General features: G+C 35.5%; 8 protein-coding genes. 2 read left to right on the top strand and 6 right to left on the bottom strand.

All coding sequences use genetic code 11. The features are described from left to right. The first annotated feature begins 63 nt into the window (after nt 1-63). On the top strand, nt 64-2892 hold the full coding sequence (locus ACUTSE_RS12680; RefSeq protein WP_445640485.1) for an FAD-binding and (Fe-S)-binding domain-containing protein: 2829 nt from the start codon (nt 64-66) through the stop codon (nt 2890-2892). Nucleotides 2893-2959: 67 nt separating this feature from the next. Here ACUTSE_RS12680 and ACUTSE_RS12685 read toward each other — a convergent pair whose 3' ends face one another. The 3 genes from ACUTSE_RS12685 to ACUTSE_RS12695 all read right to left on the bottom strand — a co-directional run bounded on the left by ACUTSE_RS12685 (nt 2960) and on the right by ACUTSE_RS12695 (nt 12159). Further along, nucleotides 2960-4348 carry a sigma-54-dependent transcriptional regulator gene (locus ACUTSE_RS12685; RefSeq protein WP_445640486.1) on the bottom strand — a complete coding sequence of 463 codons (1389 nt, stop codon included), beginning with the start codon at nt 4346-4348 and terminating at the stop codon, nt 2960-2962. 427 nt (nt 4349-4775) lie between these two features. Further along, on the bottom strand, nt 4776-7091 hold the full coding sequence (gene tamL, locus ACUTSE_RS12690) for a translocation and assembly module lipoprotein TamL (RefSeq protein WP_445640487.1): 2316 nt from the start codon (nt 7089-7091) through the stop codon (nt 4776-4778). Beyond that, nucleotides 7069-12159, bottom strand: coding sequence for a translocation/assembly module TamB domain-containing protein (locus ACUTSE_RS12695; protein ID WP_445640488.1), 5091 nt, complete (start codon nt 12157-12159; stop codon nt 7069-7071). The genes tamL and ACUTSE_RS12695 overlap by 23 nt, the downstream gene beginning before the upstream one ends. A gap of 553 nt (nt 12160-12712) precedes the next feature. Between ACUTSE_RS12695 and ACUTSE_RS12700 the strand changes: the two genes are divergently transcribed. Continuing rightward, nucleotides 12713-12943: a hypothetical protein gene (locus ACUTSE_RS12700; protein ID WP_115090834.1), complete on the top strand. Its 231-nt coding sequence runs from the start codon at nt 12713-12715 to the stop codon at nt 12941-12943. A 75-nt stretch (nt 12944-13018) separates the two neighbouring features. Here ACUTSE_RS12700 and ACUTSE_RS12705 read toward each other — a convergent pair whose 3' ends face one another. From ACUTSE_RS12705 to ACUTSE_RS12715, 3 genes are all read right to left on the bottom strand, one after another. Next, a complete protein-coding gene (locus ACUTSE_RS12705; protein WP_445640489.1) occupies nt 13019-15319 on the bottom strand; it encodes a tetratricopeptide repeat protein in 2301 nt (766 codons plus the stop codon). Further along, the gene (locus ACUTSE_RS12710) at nt 15279-16283 is read right to left on the bottom strand and encodes a hypothetical protein (RefSeq protein ID WP_445640490.1); all 1005 of its coding nucleotides are present in this window, start codon (nt 16281-16283) and stop codon (nt 15279-15281) included. Before ACUTSE_RS12710 ends, ACUTSE_RS12705 begins: the two co-directional genes overlap by 41 nt. A gap of 186 nt (nt 16284-16469) precedes the next feature. Continuing rightward, nucleotides 16470-19346, bottom strand: coding sequence for an alpha/beta hydrolase family protein (locus ACUTSE_RS12715; RefSeq protein ID WP_445640491.1), 2877 nt, complete (start codon nt 19344-19346; stop codon nt 16470-16472). Nucleotides 19347-19475: the final 129 nt, after the last annotated feature.

The following is a 19475-nucleotide window of genomic DNA, read 5'->3' on the forward strand; positions in this document are numbered from 1 at the left end:
TAATTCCGTCAAAAACATCTCTTTCAATTTTATCGTAACTTTCTGCTTATAAAACACACGGTTATGTTATTGGAAAACTATGCTTCTTTTGCGCGAGAACTAGAGCAATTCCTCCCTTCTCAACAAATTATTACAGACCCCATTCAAACGATTGCTTACGGCACGGATGCGAGTTTTTATCGTTTAAACCCTCAAATAGTGGTAGAAGTAAAAGATGAAACAGAGGCGATTCAAGTGATTGCCTTAGCGCATCAACATCAATTGCCCATCACCTATCGTGCTGCGGGCACGAGTTTATCTGGGCAAGCGATAACGGATTCTATCCTATTGGTAGCTACGCATCACTGGAAGGGCTATCACATTGAAGACAACGGTTTACGTGCTACTTTTCAACCAGGTATCATTGGAGGAAGAGCCAATATTCTACTTGCTCCTTATGGACGCAAAATAGGTCCGGACCCTGGTTCAATCAATGCCGCAATGATTGGTGGAATCGCAGCAAACAATGCCAGCGGAATGTGTTGTGGAACCGCGCAGAACTCCTACAACACCCTAGCGGATATTCGCCTTGTTTTTTATGATGGAACGGTATTAGATACCGCTGATTCCAATAGCAAACAAGAATTTGCAGCCAAACATCCAGAAATACTAGCCGAAATTCAAGCCATTCACAGCGAAATACAACAAGATTCAATCCTCTACGAACGAATCAAACGCAAGTATAAAATTAAAAACACAACAGGTTATAGCTTAAATGCATTTATTGATTATCAAGATCCATTTGATATCATCAAACACTTAATGATTGGTTCAGAAGGAACGCTTGCTTTTATTTCTACTATTACGTATAACACCGTAATTAATTTCAAAAAAAAGGCGTGTACCTTAATGGTCTTTGATTCTATCACAACTGCATGTCAAGCTGTTCCATTTTTAAAGAAAAGCCCCGTGGCTGCGGTAGAATTATTAGATCGAAACAGCATTCGCTCCATTGAAGATGAACCACAAGCCCCCGCTTATTTTAAAACACTTCCTGCTTCCGCTTGTCTGTTACTGGTAGAAGTACAAGCAAATAATCAGGAGGAATTAGAACAAAAACAAGACGAAGTTCAACAAGCAATGGCTTCTCTTTCTACCTTAGCTCCATTTGTATTTACCTCTGATCCGAAAGAATATGCCTTCAATTGGAAAGCGCGCAATGGCTTATTACCAACCACTGGAGCGCTTCGAGCAACAGGCACCACTTGTATTATTGAAGATGTTGCTTTTCCGTTAGAACAACTAGCAGAAGCGAGTATTGCTTTACAACAGCTCTTTGCCAAACATCAATATGAAGATGCTGTTTTATTTGGGCATGCTTTAGAAGGTAATTTACATTTAGTTTTCTCGCAAGATTTTAGTACCGCAGCCTCCATTCAACGCTATGCCAATTTAATGGACGAGCTTGTAGATTTAGTCGTACATCAGTTTGATGGTTCACTGAAAGCAGAACATGGCACAGGTCGCAATATGGCTCCTTTTGTAGAAAAAGAATGGGGTGCACAAGCGTATGCCTTGATGCTTCGCATTAAACATATTTTTGACCCGCATCAGGTTATTAATCCGGGCGTGATGATTAATGCCAATACACAGATTCACTTAGAAAACCTAAAAGCAACACCAGCTACCCACCCTCTAGTGGATAAATGTATTGAATGTGGATTTTGTGAATCGCATTGTGTTTCCGAAGGATTGACCTTATCCCCTCGTCAACGCATTGTAATAGGAAGAGAAATTGCGCGCTTAGAGCAAACGGGAGAAAATCCTCTTTTATTAGAACAGCTCCATAAGCAAGCACAATACTTTGTGGATGATACGTGTGCTACAGATGGTTTATGTGCGATTGCTTGCCCTGTTAAGATTGACACAGGCCAATATGTCAAAAGTTGGCGTTCGTCTAACCTAACGGCTAAAAATCATCAAGATGCCCTGTATTTCGTAGAACATCTAGATCGCGTTACCCAATTGGGACGTTACAGCTTAAAATTTGTTCGTTTCTTCCAAAATACCTTGGGCAATCGCAATATGTTGCGCTTATCAACTAAAATGAGGGCTTGGAGTAATGATCGAATTCCACAATGGAATCCAGCCATGCCAACTGGAACTCAATCAAAAATAAAACCAACAGTTGAAAACAAACAGAACAAGCGAAAAGTAGTCTATTTTCCTTCTTGTATCAATCGAACGATGGGTAAATCAAAAGATTATACCTCAGATGAATTAGATTTAAAAGATTTGACTGTTCTGCTATTAGCACGTGCGGGTTATGAAGTCATTTATCCTGATAACATCGCTAATCTATGTTGTGGTATGCCCTTTAGTAGCAAAGGATTTCAAGAAGAAGGATTACAAAAGTCCACAGCACTAGAAGCCGCATTGTTAGCCGCTTCTGAAAATGGTACCTATCCTATTTTATTTGATATGAGTCCGTGTCATTATACCTACCACGACCATCATGCAGCGGGGGCTTTTCAGTTTTATGATCCCATTGAATTCATGTTAGATTTTGTTCTTCCTGATTTATCCATTACCCATCCGCGAGAAGAAATAACTCTTTTTCCGGTCTGTTCTGTTAAAAAATTAGGTTTAGAAGAAAAATTACTAGATATTGCTAAACAATGTGCTAAAAAAGTAAACTATATTGACAGTAACTGTTGTGGGTTTGCGGGCGATCGTGGATTTACATTTCCTGAATTAAATCAACATGGAACCCAAACCATTGCGCAACAAATCCCCTCTACTTGTTCCGATGGATTTTCTACTAGTCGAACTTGTGAAATTGGTTTAACGGCACATAGTCATCGAAGTTTCAAATCTATTTTTTATTTGATTGAAGAAGTGACGCGAAAATAGTGTTTTACTTTACTACATAAAATTGTTTACAAAAAAGGCATCTAATCAATTTTAGATGCCTTTTTACTTATAACTCTATATTATAAAGTTTCATTTTATTGTATAATGTTTTTCTGTCAATTCCCAACAATTGCGCCGCTTTCGTTTTATTAAACTTCACCTTTTCCAAGGCTGTGCGTATCGCTTGTTCTTCATTGCGCGAAGAGAACAATTTTAAATCTCTTTCTTCTTCATTTGGAGCATCTGAAACAATCGGCTTAGGAGCAAACATTTCATCTGGTAATACCTCTTTTTCGATATAATCACCTTTCGTTAATAAAACCGAACGTTTGATAATATTTTTCATTTCACGCAAGTTTCCTGGCCAATCATAGGTCAAGAAAATACGTTCTACTTCACTAGAGAATCCTTTTACAACCTTCTCTAATTCTTGATTCGAATGCTTTAAAAAGTGCTTAGCGAAAGAAAGTACATCACTTCCTCTATCTGTTAAGCGAGGAGCTACAATACCAAATTCGTTTAGACGGTGATATAAATCCTCTCTAAACTCTCCTTCTCTTACTGCTTTTGGTAAATCTTCATTTGTTGCAGCAATGACGCGAATATCCACATCAATTTCTGTACTACTACCAACGGGTTTTACTTTTCTTTCTTGTAAAGCACGTAACAATTGTATTTGTACTTCATAAGATAAATTTCCAACCTCATCTAAGAAAATAGTTCCTCCATTTGCTGCTTCAAAATGCCCTATTTTATCTGTAACAGCCCCTGTAAAAGATCCTTTAATATGACCAAAGAACTCACTAGACGCTAAATCCTTAGGAATTGCACCACAATCTACAGCAATATATGGCTTTTTACTACGCTTACTTAATAAGTGAATCGAATGCGCTATATTTTCTTTTCCTGTACCACTATCCCCAATAATCAAAACTGACATATTCGTTGGTGCTACCAATTCGATATATTCTTGTAATTGTGAAGATACTTTACTTTCTCCTTTTACATATTCTTCTAAAGCTGTTTCATCTGTAGATAAGTCGATGGAAGTCGATTTTGACGTTTCATGTTTCACCGTATCTTCCCCTTTACTTTTCTTATCTAGCGCTTGTTTTATTGTTAAAACAATTTCATCTGGATTAATGGGTTTAGCCACATAATCAAAGGCACCTAATTTCATGGCATTCACTGCCGTTTTGATTTCAGTATACCCCGTCATTAAAATAACTTGGGAAGTGATACACTTTTCTTTGATGTATTTCAGCAATTCTATTCCATCGCTATCTGGGAGTCTTACATCCGTTAATACAATATCGTAACAAGTATCATCTATTGCTTTCTTTGCATCTAAGGAATTAAAGGCGTTCATAACAACAAAACCTTTCTTGGTCAAAAAGGCTTTCAACATTTCGCAAAATGGTACATCATCGTCTATAACAAGAACTTTATGACTCATATTTTATCCGTCTTTATTTAAGGGCTAAAGACAAATTTAATATAATTATTTTGTAGAAACTAACAAGTAGCAAAACTTTAACCTCCTATAAACAGTAAAAGGGAGCCTAAGCTCCCTATTTACCTGAAGATTTCTCTTCTTCACCTTACTAACGATCTAACCTATTACCTCGTTCGGTAATAAAATTTCTTTAAAACAAACACTTAATTTTCTTTTTCTAGCAATTAAAGTTGATTCCTCAACTTATTTGTTTTTTTGTATAACACCTTACGCTATAGTATATAGAAAAAAGCGTGCCAAAAATACAAATTTACCTTCAAATCAAATAATTTATTATTTATCAACTACTTAAGCTGATATCTTTTTTTTATCTGTGTGCCATTCTAGTAAAATCCCCATCACAAAGTGGGTAGATATTCCCCAAATACTAGAATGGATACCCAATTGCCAAGTTGAACATGAGGTTGTCTTTTCTCCATTTTCCACTTCCAAAATTAATATCTTTTACCACCCAACGTTCTCCTGGTTCATTATAAGGTACACGAAGCGGGAAGGCAAAATCAAAACGAACCACCAAAAATGTAATATCAAAGCGAAGTCCAGCTCCAGCTCCTAAAGCTATTTCTTTATAAAAATCACCTGATATCTTCCCTCCTGGTCTATCAGACACCTCATTTAGGTTCCAAATATTTCCTCCATCAATAAACAAAGCTCCGTGAATAATACTCACTAATTTTTTTCGGTATTCAAAGTTGAACTCTAACAACATGTCTCCTGATTGATCTGGAATAAATTTAGCATCGAATGAACTCGGATCAAAACTTCCTGGTCCTAACGTTCGCGCTCTAAATGCACGTATACTATTTGATCCTCCTACATAAAATTGCTTAGTATAAGGTAAGTTCTTCGAATTCCCATAAGCATACCCAATTCCAGCATGAACACGACTCACCAATTGAGAGGTTCTACTCAACTTTAAATAATGTCTAAAGTCATGTTCTGTTTTCACATATTGACTAAAAGGTACGCCTAAGATGGATTTTTCTTTATCCTTATCTACATCAGCTCCCATGATTAATCCTGTAATATTTCCAGAGAAATCCAAACCTCCACGGTAGTAGATGGTATGTTTCTTGTATTGGTTCATGGTATTGGTATACGTATAAGTATACGTAGGTCCAAAAATCAATTGCTTATCCAATACCCTTTCTAAAGATGGATTTCCTGCGGCTGTTTCTCGGTATAAATCTGTTACATTTTGTGGCGTTACATAGTTTACTTCTAACGCATTAAAATGATGCTCTTTCCTTACATTTTCCTTCCACATATATCCCCAAGAACCTTTGAAAGAAGTCAACGAATACAATTGGCTGCGTTCTAAATATTCTCCTCCTAACGTTGCTTTTGTACGCGGGATATATCCACTAGACGAATGGAAATTACCTGGAGCTATTAAACGAGGCCAAGTTAGACTCGCTTCCAATCCGGCTTTGTAGACATTATATCCTTTGTTTTTAGAAGACATTTGGAAATCAGCTCCTCCATAAGCCGATACGGAAAACAATTCCGCTCCCTTCAAGAAGTTTTTATGACTCCAGTTTACATTTAACTCCGCTCCACTATAGCTGGCTGAGTTTGTTTTTCCCAACAGCTCTAATCGAATGGATTTCGGATTATCTGGTGTTAGAAAATAGTAAACATCTAATTTATTATTTACTGTATCTGCTAATTCAAACTGGTTTTTTACATATTTAAAAACTCCTAGGTTAACCAAGCGATTCAAGGATAAATTGTGGTCATTTCGATTATAGAGTTCGCCTTCTTCTAAATAAACTGTTCGATCATAGATGCTCGGTTTAAATTTATTTTTAGGATCAATGATTTCAAATCCTTTATAGGTTTGAGCCGTTTTTATATCGCGTTTAATATCCGTGTCAGCCAAAGAATAATCAGAGAAAATATAGACCTTATTAATTGTATATGCTTTCGTAGCCAATACAGGCGTATCTTCTTTTACTTTGACAAATAGATTAACCTTGTGATTCCCTACTGTACTATCGACTTGTACTAACAGGTTATTTGGGCTAAAATAATAGTATCCTTTATTTTTCACATAGTTATCAAATCGAACGCGTTCCTCTTTAATCTGTTCCAGATTATAGGGTTTGTCTTTTCTTAATCTTGTCCATCGATTTCCCGCGTCGTAAATAGCTTGTTGTAACGGAGTTGAATCATTCAAAAACGTAACATCGTTGATTGTAAACTGCGTTCCTGGTACAATGGTATATTGAGCTGCTTTTTTCTTTTCACTTACTTTGAGTGTATCCGCCTTCACGCGAACATTAAAATATCCATCGTTTTCCATGCGATTGACCAAAATAGCACGGTTGTGTTCCAAATCTACTTGACTGAAAAGCACTGGAGGCTCACCAAGAGAATTGCGCATCCAACGCCTTACTTTATTGGTTTTCGTTGGATCTCCACCTAAATTGTAAAAAAACAATTTAGGGCGAAATCCTAAAAAAGAACTATTCGGTTCTGGACGCAAGAGCGATTCCAGAGATTCTTCAATTTCTTTTTGCTTGGATTTCCCTAGTTCCGTTTCTTCTAATTCAACAATGCCTTTGGTGTACAAGGCATCATCCTCCGGAATATATTTCGTGGAACTACATGAGCTTATAAAGAATCCTGCAATTCCAGTTATGGTCAATAATAGGACACTATTCTTCTTTTTTAGCTTCATCTCTTATCTGTTTTTTCAATTGTCTTTTGTCTTTAGAGCGTTCAAATAATTCTCTAAAATGCTCATAACTCATGGTAATAATAAAACCTACTCCCGTTTCTATCACCTGTCCTTGCAAGGCTACTTCGTATTGGTTTTTGCGATATACACGCATTAAATAACGGCCATCTTTAGATAAGGCATACTCTAGCTCAATATCTCCTGCGATATTTGCCGCTTGTTCATTTTGGCGTTGATTTCCTTCTACTTCAAAACTACTTCCAACGGTTACTTTCAAACGATCTGAAAACAAACGCTTCGAAACTGCAACATTCAAATCTGTTCTATTTTCTCTCGAACCAGAAGAGAAATCTTCTGTTGATTCTAGATTAAAGTTTAACTCTACCCCTTGAATCAAGTTACTAGCGAGGTTATTCAATTGATCTGACAATAATCGGTTTACACTTTGACGAGCCATTGTTCCTGCACTTAATCCACCCATGCTACTTTCAAAAGGGTTATCCCCTATAAAATGATTCAATAACAATAGGGCAAATACTTGTTTATTCAATTCAGATTCATTTGCTCTAATCTGTTCTAATCTTGATTTTGTATTGGAAATCACATCTCCAGAAGCACTTGTAACCCCATCTTTCAATCGAATATCAAATGAAATTTCTGGTTTCAACAATTCGCCTTTCATCATTAACAATGCTTGGAAAGGCAGCTGTTGTTTATACATGTTTTGTTGAGTTGGTGAAAGTGCTGCCAATTGATTCTGCAATAAATCAATTGGGGCTGTTTTTGTTTCGTAAATAGCCGTTAAGTTAAGGATTGCATCCGTTGGGTCACCCGCAAAGGTAATGGAACTTCCTTTTTCAACTAAGAATTTACGCTTCAAGAAATTAAATGATAAATCATAAGATCCCTCTGAAAACTCATAACGTCCTGTCAAGGAAACTTTTCCTGATTGATCAATTCCTCCGACAATATCACCTTCTCCTTTTAGTACAATTTTATCACCACTGCTCTTATCCATAATCATGGTAAAAGTAGCTTCTTTATCTACAATGATGGATACTGAAACATCCATTCCTTTCAAGGTAGACTGATTAAAATCATCCTGGTATTTCAACAATTCTGCTTGTCGTAAACTCTCTTCATCAATAAATTCCACAATTCCCTCTCGATCGGCGATAGAAGGATCTTCTTGTGGCATAACCATGGTAAAATCGGTCTTTTTACCAATACTAATTTGTCCTGTTACTTTAGGCGTATTTAAGTCCCCTCTAATTTTAAGGTTTGAATCAAAAAGCAAGGTTCCATAGTACATATCATTATCTTTCGATGTTGAGTTTACTGCTTGGAAATCGACTGCTTTAATATCTAAATTAAATTTAAAATCAGAATAGGTTTGAGTAAGGATCTGCCCATCAATAACAAGCAAGTTACCTTCCGAATCCGTAACACTGAATTTATCTAATTCAATACCGCGTGCTGTAAACGCTATTTTTTCATTGATATCTTTAAAATCCGCATTAATTGGATTGACATGGAAACCAATTGAATTGAAATCTAATCCACCTAAAATCGTAGGTTTATCATATTTTCCGCCTAGTGCGATTTGTCCAGACAAATACCCTTGCGCATTGCTCAAGTTCCCCATACTGAAATGCTCCAGAGCCTCCAATTGGAATTTATCTATTGCTAGTTTCAAATCTAAACTTTGTTGGTCTACATCCGTTACACCAAACAATCTGATTTTGTTTTCTTTTCCTTCTAAAACTATATTGGCTGCATACTGGCTCAAAGACTGGTTAGACACTCCAATATGAAGATTTCCTAATCCGATTTCATATACTGCTAAATCTGTGATATCAATATCCGAAACAAATCGGAAATCAGAAGTTAAGTCCTTGAGGTGAATTTCTCCATTAATAGTTCCCCCTGCCAATAACTTATCCTTCTGAATCATCTTCGTTATCGCTTCAATACTAAAGTTTTCAAAATTCACAGCCAATGGGCTATTCATTTTCTCTTCCTCTGAAGCTAAGCGAATAAGGCTTTTTTGGTAGCCTAACTCAAAATCTTTCGCATAAAATCCTTTATCACCAAATACAATACGATTCGCTGGATTAACCGTCCAAGGAGTATAATCTAAGATAAAACTCCCTTCTTTCATGTGCAACTGTTGTTGCGTTTCCTCCGCAAGCAGCTCTGCACCAATCAGGTAGCAGGTTTTATCTTCTTTATCCAGTAGTTTGAAATTAAAATCAAGTAGATTATCCTTAGCAAATCCATCTAAAACCATTCGTCTAATACTAAAAGAAGCATTAGAAATACTCTTAATCGCTAATTTATATTCCAAAGCAAAAGCATTCGGTTGCACATCCAAGGTAATAGCCTCCACTGTGATATCTCCATATTCTACCGCTGGAATTTCTCCTTTCAACGTCAAATAGTCATCCTTTTGCCTGTAGACTCCTCCAAATACAATAGGCTGTATTTCCTTTAACTCAGGCACTATTTTTTGAAAAATAGGATCATTTTTAACACGCAACTGATAGGTGAAATACTGCTGTTTTATTGGCGTTTTCTCCGTTTCTTTTGGTGTTTCTTTTCCTTTGGATTTTACTTCTTCTTTTTTCTCCGTTGCACTAATCTTATAGTATTTATTAATAGTCTGAGTAATCGCATCTCCTAATTGAGTCAAGAGATAATCCCCTTCCATTTCGAAATCTACTACTTGAGAGGTTAGATTCATCTTGCGATGAGAAGCTTCCGCTTCTGCCGTGAATTGAATCGGTTGCAATCTAAATGATCGACTTAATGCATTAAAGCTTAAGTCGCTAATTGTTGCTGTTCCCACCAAACTATCTGGTAAGATATTCGGCATTGCCACTTCTACACGACCTGAAACCGTTGAGGGCTCCTGATTCAAGTGCAGTTGATACAAGTCAATCTTCTTTAAATCAGCAAGTAAATCCAAACTCAACGCTTGATTGGTCCATGTACCCGCAGCTTTTAAATCAAAATCAAGATTCGGATCTGTATTATGTGTAGTTACCGCATATTCTCCATTAGATAGCTGTCCATCCAGTAGAATATCTTTATAGGTATACCCATTGTACTCCGCTTGATCTAATTTTATAAATGCCTTCGCTTGTGCCTTCGATGGTTCAAAACTCATTCCATCTATTTTCGCTTGCATGCTTACAATTCCGATCGAATCGTTTTTAATTAAACGACCTACATTCAGTTTATCAACTGTTAGATTGGCGCGATATTTCTCTTTATTCTTGATACGTTGATCAAAAGAACCATCAAAGTCGATAGATCCTAAACTCGTTTTTAACTTAAACGTACTCGCTATGTCTTGTTGTGTTCCTTTTGCTTTTCCGGTAAAACTAATTAACGCTGGAATTTCAATATTATCCGGCAACGTTTTTGGAGGTGCAATAAGCTTGATATCCTTTGCTGATGTTTGGAAATCTTTGATTGTAAAATCAATATAGGCTTTTGCTGCATCTGGTAAATTTCGAACTTTTCCTTCTGCATTTAAAAAAGTAGACCCTAACATATTGACATATAACTTTTCAATGTTCAAGTCATTCACCAATCCCTTAGCAATCAATTCTACTTTAATTTTCTCCTGACTCAATTTGGTCAAGCCATTCGCTTTAAAAACATCTGGCAGTAATAAATAAGCATCTTTTAATCCCAAATGAGAATTTGAAATCACCACATCAGTTGACAGTTGGCCTAATTCATCTTGTAATTGATCTAGGCTATTGTAATTAAATACAGCAGTTGTATAAAACTGAGTATTGGGTGTTTCTATGCTTAGATTTTTCACAAAAGACGCTTGTTGACCATATTGAAAATAGGCCTTTATATTGTCTACTGTAAATCCGCTTTGTTCTTTAAAAGAGAATTGTTGTAAATTTCCATTCAATCCTGCATCTGTGTATTGAAAATCTTTTAAACTAAAATTTAAAGACTCAATTCCGATGTGATTAGCATCTATCCCTTCTGGTGTACGCTTGTGGTTATCATCATCGTATTTCGCATTGAAATCTTTGATTCCTAAATTTCTAATAGCTAGATTCCACCCCAATTTTGCTGGTGTATCTGTAGCCAAAGTATCATTAGTAACAGCAGTTGTGGGAGTAGTTTCAGGCACTACCTTACGCGGTAAGAATCGAACATTGGCTACCGTTTTATTCCACGTAATATCCTCAATGTCTATCTGTTGTTTTTCCAGGTTCATTTTATTCAAAGACAATTTAAACTCATCTAAGGATAAAAAGGCCTGAATATAATCTTCGATGCTTTGGTAATCAATTTTGGTTTTAGTCAATTCAACAACTCCAATTGTCAGATCGATAGGTTTCGACGGAATAGTTGTGTCTTTCTCCAGTTCTTGTTCTTGAGGCACTTCTCGTTCACCAAATGGTTTTTCCTTATGGTATACTAAATCTAATCCATCAGAAGAAATAACAGGTAAGGCGAATCGCATCTGATCTAAATCAAAATCTCTAAATCGCGTAACAAATTGATTTAGTTTAAAATCAACATGATGGCCATCGTATTCATCATCAAATTTCAGTGCAATAGCGCTAAGATTGATTTGTCCCACAGAAATAGCCATGGTTGAAGGTGTATCTTCTTTTTCATCTTCTGAAGCAAATGCTTCTATGATATAATCAAAGTTAAAACGCTGCAAGGTATCCCTTTGGATATTAGCCTTTACCCCATCCAAATCAATTGCGTTTATATTGACTTGGTTATTCAACAACCCCCATAGGCCAATATCTACGCCTAAATGGTTTACATAAACTAAAGTATCTTGCTCTTGAGATTCTAGATATAGTCCTTTGACTACAATCTTTTTTGGGAAAGAAATGGCAATCCGATCCAATTGAACAGGGGTGCCAATTTTATTTTCAACAAATGATATGGCTTTATCCTTTATTGCGTTTTGAATAGAAGGTATTTGCACTAATACAATTAAAAGTATCAGTAAAACGAGGATTGAAAACACAATCCAACCCACTATTTTACCTATTTTAACAAGTAGTTTCTTCAAAGTCTTTTATTTTTACTCAAAAATAACAAAAACATCCTGCATATCAGGATACAAATAACTAATATTTCACAAATAGTAGTCTTTTTCTCTTTTATTATAGTGAAAAAATTAAATTCTTTTTTCTTTTAAAAAATTCAGTTCCAAGGATTTGATTTTTTCATGTTGATTCAACTGCACCTCTTCTATTTTTTTAAAAAAAATAAAATCATTTCTCTCCTTCTGTTTCTCTTTTTTTGCCTTTTATAGAACATAAAAAGGTGTCAAATAGGGAAATAATTGGTGGAAATACAAAAAAAATATTTTTTTTACCTCTTCTTTTTTTAGAAGAAAAACTACTGAACAACGCAGTAACCATCAAGGATTAAATGATACATTTTTTCAAAAAAAATAGATTCTATTTCAAATAAAAAGAAACAAAATACAGTTTTTAACGATTTTAAGTTAAAAATAAAATTATTTTTAGTAATTTTACACTAACAAAACAACGCTTACAATTTAATTCTATTAAAGCCCCTTACAAAAATTGATTGTCGTTCTTAAAAAGTAGCCGAAAATGAAAAAATTATTTTTCAATCAACAAGGAATTGAGCAGAAACAACAAAACATGGCTCAACTTTCTTCTCAACAATTGAATGAGGAGCTTCTAATTATGTTGTATGATACAAAAAACTGGGTTATTACTAACTTTGTTTTATCTAAACATCAATTAGAGAAACTAGAAAATGCGCCAGAAGCATTTCTGAGAAATTTCCGCCTTACATCGATGAATATTGTTTGCAATTAATCGATTGAAACAGGTTTTAGCAAAAAATTAAAAATAAAAAATCCAGAAAGTACTTTCTGGATTTTTTTGTTTCTATTACTGATTTTTTTCTAAATAGGTTCTAAAATAACCACATTCATTGATTACGTCTTGGTAGTATTTGGTATCACTATACAACGTTGCTAATTCTTGGAATCCCTTCCATTTTTTAAACATCGGATCATCCCAGCCTGCTCCCCAATAGTAATCTTTATTTTGATACTGGTTAGCGTAAAACTCATTGCGTTCTACCTTCGCTTCTAAATAAGCCATTTTAGCTTTTTGTTCTTTTGTCGTTGCTGCTTTTTTAGCTAGGCCATAATACTTCTTCGCCAATGCCATATTCAACAAATATTTTCGCTCTGAAGGAGAAATGAAATTCCCATATTCATTGACTAAAGCATTGTAATAAAATACACGTGCATTTCCGTAATAGGTTCCATTGTAAAAAGCATTTCCAACTAATAGCGCATTATTAAAGACATCCTCCCCTTGCGCGATCTTATCTTGCATTTCTTTGATTTTTTCTAAGAAACTCAATTTGGTATATTTCACACTCTGTTTCGCCATATGATCACAATCATTACAGTCTTGAATCTTACCATTGAATGGATTTCCAAGTAATTCTGTATTTTTATAGGTTTTCACATAAGACTCTCCACTATACTCATAGGTCGCTGTTATAGGCTCTGCCTTTTTCATTTCTACGATAGCTTGGTCGATTTTATCTTGGTAAAACAAGTTAATTGCTCTCCTTTCGTAAATATCACTCAAGTTATATTGATATTTATCCACCATCAGTTGTTCAAACTTGGTCTTTTTAGTAGCAAGTAAAAATTGCTCCATTTTTACAGTATGTTCTACTTTACCGTAAAAATCAAGGTTTGAATACATAATTTCACTCATTACGTTATTTCCTTGTTCTGCATAGATAGCAGCTAAATACTGACGAACCCAATGCAAAGCGTAATCATAACGGAATGGATCTTCCCAATTAGCCTTTGGTATAATCTCATTGTAAATCCATTGCATATCTTCTAAGATAGCTTGTTCAGCTTTGGCATCAACTTTTTTGATTTGAGATACTTGATTAATCAATCCAAATAGACGAATTTGATTTTCAACTAATGCATTTCCCTTCGCTTCTTTTTTTGCTTTTACAAAAGCTTCGTCTGCTTCTTTATACTGCCCTTGAAAAATAGCTAAATAACCACTAGCCATATACCACAGTGCTGGATTATCTACTTTTTCTTCTTTTGCTATTTTCTTTACCCAATCCAATCCAGGCTGGTCAATTTTTTTCTTTAAACTTCCAAAGTATTCTTTGCTCGTTTTGAAAGATTCCTCTCGGAATTGTAAAACGGAAGCTTCTTGTTCATTTACCCAACGGGTTAATAGAAAATTAGCATGTGGACTTTTGCTATCTACTGCGACAACTTCTTTTAATGCATCCATTGCATTACTGTAATATCCTTGCATCGCCCATAAAGCAGCTTGTACTTCTTTATTCGGAATAGTTTGTACTAACGCTCTAACACTTTCCGTTTCTCTTGGTTTGTAGTTATATAAAGCTACTTGACGCAAGGTAGGATTTGCATTAAAAATCTCCGCATATAAAACGTTAGATTGATCATAATCACCTGCCTGGTAATAAGCTCCAGCTACATATCCCAATGCTCTATAATACAAGTTATTCTTTGGTTGTTTCGCTGCACTTTCATTAAAAAAGGCAATCGCACTTGCTCTATTCGTTGAGTAGAACTTAGCTTTCATAACTTGAAACCACATTCTATTGGCATAAAATGCATCCTTACTCTTCAGATTTTTATATATTTTTTCTACTTTATCGGCTTGATTTTCCTCCATTAAAGTAGCTACATGTGATTCATAATTCCAATAGCTATACGTATCATTGGAATACATTTCTATAGCTTTAGCATGGTATAAAAAAGTAACGAAATTTTGAATGCGTTCATCCTTTAAATTCCAAGTTGTCGACTTCTTTCCTTTTAAGTTAGCGTATAATTGATCGATTTCTGCTGCATTTTCTTGACTAGACAACAGGTATTTTTTCACCTCAGCTTGCTCCAATTTTCCTTGCAAATAAGTCGTCCATTCTGCTACAATATCGTCGTTAAACATGGAGCTATTGTCCATATATCCACCGTTGTAAAAACGGTCATAAGGAGCAAAAAACAAGGGTTTATAAGATTCATCCGCAAAGGCTTCTGGTGTAAAATTGGAGATACTTGAATAGCTCCACCAGCCATCAGCACAACCATACGTATAAATACCTGTTCCCAGCAAAGCGGCGAGGCTACTTACAACGTACCATTTCTTTAAAGATTTCTTGATCATAGTAATTGATATTTTTTGAATTTAAGTCGTATAATATTATTTCTTTAGGGCATGTACCACTTGCTCGATACAGATCTGTTGTCATTTCTTTGAGTTGATCAGCTGAGATACTTTCAACCTTCAATACATCACCAGGCTGAAACACAAATCCGAATGCCTCCATTTCTTGCATAACAACAAATTGATTTGCCTGCTGTTGTTTTACGTTTGGTTGCTGGGCCAAATCCGCAGTTCGCAAACGACTGATTAAGCGAATCACTTGATTATCTCTACTGTGAACCACCCAAGAATAAATAGGCAATGCATAATCCAACTGCAAGGGATAATCTCGTAATCCACCAATGTATTTTTGAGCAATTTCGCGATCGTATATTGAATTTAAAGAATCGGAAGCAATACGTCCCATGTTGTAATACATCAATACTCCTCGATCCACATTGGGGATTCCCGTTTTTGATGCATATTTAACCTGATGTAAACGAACAGTAGCAGATATTTTCATTTCCGTTTCCTCGTGTAATTGGTCAATTAAAGCAAAAAAGCGCTCTTTACTATTCAACGTCCAATCACAATCGATTTGAATTTCTTGACTATCAATATTGTTGTGTTCATTGATTTGTATAACGAAATCCACAATTTGATTCGCCAGTTTTTTCACCTCTAATTGCTCACTAAGAACAACTTCATTTTTAATATAAATAACGGGAACTACTTCCAGTAATGGCACAGCTTCCTTAAATACTATAGGCGTAATAGGAATAGCCGTTCCATTTTTCAATCCAATATCAAAATATCGAATATACAGCTTACTGACATTCAAATTAGTTAATGCCTCTTTTTCTACTTGATCCAAAGAGAAAGTCGTCTTCCAATAGTAAAAGGAAAGTTTGGGATTCGTATTAGAGGAGGTATTCATACAGGACACACACAGCAAAAGCAGCATCCCTAAAATAATTTTTTTCATAGCTTTAACGAAGTCTTCTGACCTTGAAACAAAGTCCCCTTCTTGTAGCAAATGTACAGATAAGAATGTATTTGTGCCTAGTACACTCGTACTATTTTTTGGGAAGAAATACAATATTTCACAAACAACAAAAGGCCTAGAAGAACGAATCCTTCTAGGCCTTTTTGTATGCTTACTTTTGGCGATTTACTGCACTCTTTCTGTTGTCAAATCAAATCCCCAATCTTTTCCTTTTAATACAGCAGGAACTCCTTTTACCATCCATACAGGTGCTTGTGCTCCTTTCAGGTAATAATCAAAAAACTGTTGTTGACGAATTTGAATATCTTTTCTATTTTGACGTTTCATCAAATTGTGTTCATCTCCGTTATAGTTCAACATCCACACTGGTTTTTCCAATCGACGCATCGCCATAAACATTTCAATTCCTTGATACCAAGGCACTGCTCCATCGTTATCGTTGTGCATAATTACCAAAGGTGTTGTTATATTTGGCACTTTGAATAAAGGAGAGTTCTCAATGTACAAATCATATCCTTCCCAAAGTGTTTTACCAATTCTACTTTGTGTTTTTTCATATTGGAATTGACGACTCATTCCTGTTCCCCAACGAATTCCACCATAAGCCGAAGTCATATTAGCTACTGGAGCACCTGCCCAAGCGGCTGCATACATATCTGTAACCGTAACCAAATACGTTACTTGATATCCACCCCAGCTTTGTCCTTGAATTCCTATTTTATCTCCATCAACCCAAGCATTTTCTTTCAAAAACTCTACTCCGGAATTAATAAACTCTTCTGCCGCTTTTCCTGGGAATCCATCTGTATAACTAATATCAGGTGTAAATACCAAATAACCATTACTCACAAAATAAGGAATATTTAAACGAGAAGGTGTTGGTGCTGGTGCTTCATAACGATTCAAATTATCCGATAGTTTTTCGTAGAAATAGACAATCATCGGATATTTCTTCGTTGCATCAAAATCTTCTGGTTTAAACAAAACTCCGGTTGCCTCATATCCATTAGGTGTTGTCCAATGTACTAACTCATTCGTTCCCCAATTGTATTCTTCTTGTTGTGGGTTCAACTGACTTAGTTGAGTCATTAGGTTTAATTGCTCTCCTACATATAAATCATTCGAATGGGTAAAATTCCCTTTTGTAACAGCGTATACAGAAGCATTTTTCGCTTTAGACAATGAGGTAAATCCGCCGTAATTCTCAACTACAATCTTCGTTGGATTCTCTCCTGTTTTTAAATTCACATAAAAATAACCCGCGTCTTTGGTTTGATTATCCAATACAGCTGCAATCGCTTTTTCATTTCGATTGAATGATTTCTTTTCATCATCTAATTGCAGTAAATCAAACGTAAGATTATGTTGACGTCCATAGCCATTGGTAATCATGCGAGGTGCTTTATTTCCTTTCAGGTAAAACTCCCATATATCATATCGATCTCCAATCAACACTGATTCGTCGTTATCTGTCCAACCTTTTATTCCATAAGCAGAAGGAAGATCAGGCATATCAAATTCTTCTTCAGCGAAAGATACGGTTACCCCTTTATTCAATTGTTTGGTAATCCCCGTTTTTACTTCATACACATACCAATTTGCCTCTTGACTATTGTAGTATACTACAGCAGTTCCTTTAGGAGATATGGTCGCTCTTCCAGGTAAATCTTTGACAATCTCTTTGCGTGCTCCTGTACGTACATCAACAATATAATACGATGTTACACCTGAGATATTCCATTGTTTTTCTACACGTCTTCCGTAATCAGATGCTTGAAATACAATAGCTGCATCCCCTTCATCTACCAAAGACGTATAATTTGCTGTTTCATCTGCCAAGGCAACAATCTCATTTACTTTTGCAAGATTCATTGTTGCTAAATAAGATTTCTTCAAATCTTTATCTAAATTGACCAATTGTTGTGGTTGTAAATAATCTTCTTTATAATGCCAAACATCAACAATAGCGTGATCATCAGCAATTAAAGTAGTATCCTTTGCAATTGGTTGAGGCGCTATTCCAAAGTATAATCTTTTTCCATTTTTACTGAATTGAGGCGTATAATTTTCTGATACCACCCAATTTTCAGGCATTCCTTTACTTGTATTAGCAACTAAAGGAGTAGCTTTTTTAGGCAAAGAAGCATGGTAAATTGTATATGTTTTCACCAAAGCTTTCTCTTCATCCGCTGTATAGGTAAAAACCACTTGTTTCCCTTCTTTATCCAAGTTGAACTGGGTAAATTTCCCTTCTCCAAGTAATAATGCCGTTTTCTTCCCTGTTTTTACTTCTAAAGCATAAGCTCCATATTCTTGATCTATAAGAGTAGTAGTTACAGTAGTTTCTTCTGCTGCTACTTCTTCTTTATTTTCCTCTTTCTTGTCCTCTTTTTTCTTTGGTTCCGGATTAGCCGTTACATAAACAAGATAATTTCCTTTTTCATCAAAATGGTACGAAACCACGTTGGCAATACGCTCCTCTTTCGCTGTTTCCAACTGGCGTACAACAAGAGTTAGAGGTTCATTTTTATCTGTTTTCTTCTCCGCTTTTTTCTTTTTTCCACCAACCGTATCTTGTTCTTTTTCTAACAAATAAGCTAAAACACCATTTCCTTTTTGTGGTAATTTAAACGATTTTACCTGTGGAATTTTCACTATAGTTTGTTGTGTCAGATTGTATATAGCTAATGAATCCTTAGCAATTTCGTCTTCTTTCTTTTTCTTATTTTTTACAGCCTTTAAATCTGTATATAATGGTCTAATAGCAAAAACAATATATTTAGAATCAGCTGTAAATGCTGCTTGTTCTCCACGAGGAAATACTTCTTTTTTCTTTTGATCTAAAAACTGAAGCACTAAGGTTTTATCCCCCTCTTGTTGTGCAATTTGATAAGTGATTGCTTTTCCATCACTCGTAAATTGTTTGTTTGCAATCGTTTCCCAACGATCATATACCGAGTGATCTAAAGGTTTCTTTTGTCCATACCCTAAAGTGGCTGTCAATAGTAACAAACCAATTCCTAAAGGGGCTATTCTATTCATTCGAATCATTATATAGGTGTAAAATGTTGATTTAAGTATTTTTATCGAAAGGTACAAGATATCGCATTAGCCCTGATCTAGCAAATGTATTAACACCTTAGATTCAAAGGATGAAGCGTTGATTAGATG

Source organism: Myroides sp. TSA_177.3, from assembly GCF_052691955.1.

What these genes read in the sequence shown, in the direction of transcription:
- ACUTSE_RS12680 (WP_445640485.1), top strand. Translation starts at nt 64, where the DNA reads ATGTTATTGGAAAACTATGCTTCTTTTGCGCGAGAACTAGAGCAATTC.
- ACUTSE_RS12685 (WP_445640486.1), bottom strand. Translation starts at nt 4,348, where the DNA reads ATGAGTCATAAAGTTCTTGTTATAGACGATGATGTACCATTTTGCGAA.
- tamL (WP_445640487.1), bottom strand. Translation starts at nt 7,091, where the DNA reads ATGAAGCTAAAAAAGAAGAATAGTGTCCTATTATTGACCATAACTGGA.
- ACUTSE_RS12700 (WP_115090834.1), top strand. Translation starts at nt 12,713, where the DNA reads ATGAAAAAATTATTTTTCAATCAACAAGGAATTGAGCAGAAACAACAA.
- ACUTSE_RS12705 (WP_445640489.1), bottom strand. Translation starts at nt 15,319, where the DNA reads ATGATCAAGAAATCTTTAAAGAAATGGTACGTTGTAAGTAGCCTCGCC.
- ACUTSE_RS12710 (WP_445640490.1), bottom strand. Translation starts at nt 16,283, where the DNA reads ATGAAAAAAATTATTTTAGGGATGCTGCTTTTGCTGTGTGTGTCCTGT.
- ACUTSE_RS12715 (WP_445640491.1), bottom strand. Translation starts at nt 19,346, where the DNA reads ATGAATAGAATAGCCCCTTTAGGAATTGGTTTGTTACTATTGACAGCC.